General features: G+C 62.3%; 1 protein-coding gene. It reads left to right on the top strand.

The annotated features are described in order from the left end of the window. Positions 1-2,444, top strand: a 2,444-nt coding sequence (locus JNL55_RS19925) for an alpha/beta fold hydrolase (protein ID WP_293857740.1), incomplete at both ends; no start/stop codon positions are given.

Here is a 2,444-nt window from a genome sequence, read left to right as displayed (position 1 = left end):
TTTCTTCACGACGGGCCGTGGCGTGTTCTTGTCGGATGAGATTCATAGTGCGCAGGACGCACGCTCGGTCGCGAAGCGGTATGCAAAGTACTACCGCACCGAAACGCTCAAGGACTACATGACCAATGCCGATCGGCAGGCTCACCAATGGTTGGTCGCAGCCGCGCGCGACTATCGGCTCACGCCGACGGCGGAGGCCAACAGCGATTTCAAATACAGCCTGACCCGAATCTTCGACGGTTATGGGGGGCAAGAGCACATGGCCACCGCTGCCCGGTTTTATCAGGATCTGTTGCCCATCGTCGCGGCCAGCGGCACGACCATCGCGCCGACGCTGCTGGAAGGGCAGGCGGGCGGGCAGGATCGGCTCGAGCAGTACGTGCAGGAGCACGGTTTGTATGGCGACCCCAAAGTTGCTCGATTCTTTCCGCGAGAGGAGATCGAGTATCTGAGTGTCGGCTCGCGGGCCGGTCCGCTGGAGCCGCGATACACCTCCAAGGAGTTGGTGGCGCAGCCGGTGGCGCTAATGGCTGCCGGTGGTCGAGTCGCATTTGGTGGACACGGCGCGATTCACGGGCTGGGTGTGCATTGGTCTTTGCGCACTTACGTGGAGGGTGGCATGCGTCCACACGACGCGCTGAAGCTCGCGACCTTCATGGGCGCACAGGCGATTGGTCACGGCCGCAACTTCGGCTCGCTCGAGCCCGGCAAGCTCGCGGACCTGCAAATCCTCGACCGCAATCCGCTCGATGACATTCGTAACAGCGAAGCGCTTCGTTACGTCATGGTCAACGGACGTCTGTACGAAGCCGCAACGCTGAACTCTGTGTGGCCGCAGGAGAAGCCGGCACCGGAGTCGTGGTGGCAGAGACAGGCGCAAGCGGTTTCGAGCGATGTCGTGATCGAGCACAAGTCTCTGCTGACACCCGATGGCGAGCGGGTCGATTACGAGTTGGGCACGCTCTCGGTGCTGGAGAATCGCAGCGACCCGGGCAGTCGGCGCATCGCTGTGGGATTCGTTCGCTTTCGTTCGCTCTCGCCCAGCACCGCGCCGCCGACGTTTCAATTGCCGGGCGGGCCCGGTCAGTCCTACCTCGACTGGCTGGATCCGAAATCGCCGTTGTTTGGCTACATGATGCGAGATATCAAACGCTATCGAAGCGTCGGCGACGTGGTGCTGGTCGATCAACGGGGCTTCAGTGTGGGCGACCGACTGAAGTACGTTCAACCCAGGCCCGTCGAACCGCTCGATGAGCCAGCGAGCCTGGCCCGCGATACCGCGACGAGTGTCGCTCGGGCGCAGGCGACGGTTGCGCACTATGCAAACAGCAACGTCGATCTGCGCGGCTACACTGTCCTGGAATGCGCAACCGACGTAGAAGAACTGCGCCGCGCACTGGGTTACGACCGCATCACTCTTGTCGGCCAGAGTTTCGGCTCGCAGTGGAGCTTCGCGACCATGCGTTTGTATCCGAGCTCCATTGCGCGTGCAGTGCTGTCTGGCGTTGAACCGCTCGGTGCCACGTACGACATTCCTTCGAATGTCTTTGCAGCGATTCGTCGCCAGTGGAGCGATGCGGAGCGTGACCCGGCGATTGCCGCGCGCCTGCCTCCCGGGGGCTTTGCCCAGGTTGCGCGCGAAGTGCTCGAAGCTCTGAAGAAGTCGCCGCGCTCGGTCCAGATCGACGATGAGCGCGTGGTGCTCGGGCCGGATGATCTGCGTCGTGACTGGGTGCTGCAACTCGATGCGCCCGGTCTTTCGATGCCAGCGTCGCTGCTGTCACTTCATGAAGGTCGCTACGAAGACTGGGCGCGTAACGTTGCTCGGCGCCGGCAAGGCGGCGATCCCGACATTGACGCGGTCGGGCCGCTCATCGATACGAGCATCGGTGTCACGGCGGAACGCGAACGCCGGCTACGGACGGACCCGGCGCTCGATTATCTCGGTGCCTGGGGTTTCGATGCCTACCTTGCGTCCGCTTCGGTGTGGCCGACCGCGGATGTCGGAGATGCGCTGCGTAGCGAAGTGAAGAGCGACATTCCGGTGCTGTTCGTGCAAGGCGACTGGGACATATACACACCCATCGAGAATCTAGCCGACACCGTGCCGTACTTCGTCAACGGGCGGACATTGACTGTGAGCCGGGGAGGTCACAATGCTTTCTCCCGCGTGCGTCGAGAGTTGCCGGCAGTCACCGAGTCCATTCTTCAGTTCCTGCGCACGGGCGACACAACCCACTTGCCCGACCGGGTCGAGTTGTCGGCGCCGAAAATTGTTTTGCCGCCGCCAGCCCCTGCTGAAGTTAACAAGGTGGCGTTTCAGTGGGACGTGAAGATTCCGCTGCGAGATGGCGTGCAACTCAGCGCCATTGTCTACAAACCCAAAGGTCAGCAAGCGCCTGCGCCGTGCGTTGTCACGCTCACGCCTTACATTGCCCAGAACT

The sequence above is a fragment of the Steroidobacter sp. genome (genome assembly GCF_016790065.1).
In the GTDB taxonomy this organism is placed as follows: Bacteria; Pseudomonadota; Gammaproteobacteria; order Steroidobacterales; family Steroidobacteraceae; genus Steroidobacter.
This window is presented reverse-complemented; position numbering and strand designations above follow the sequence as displayed.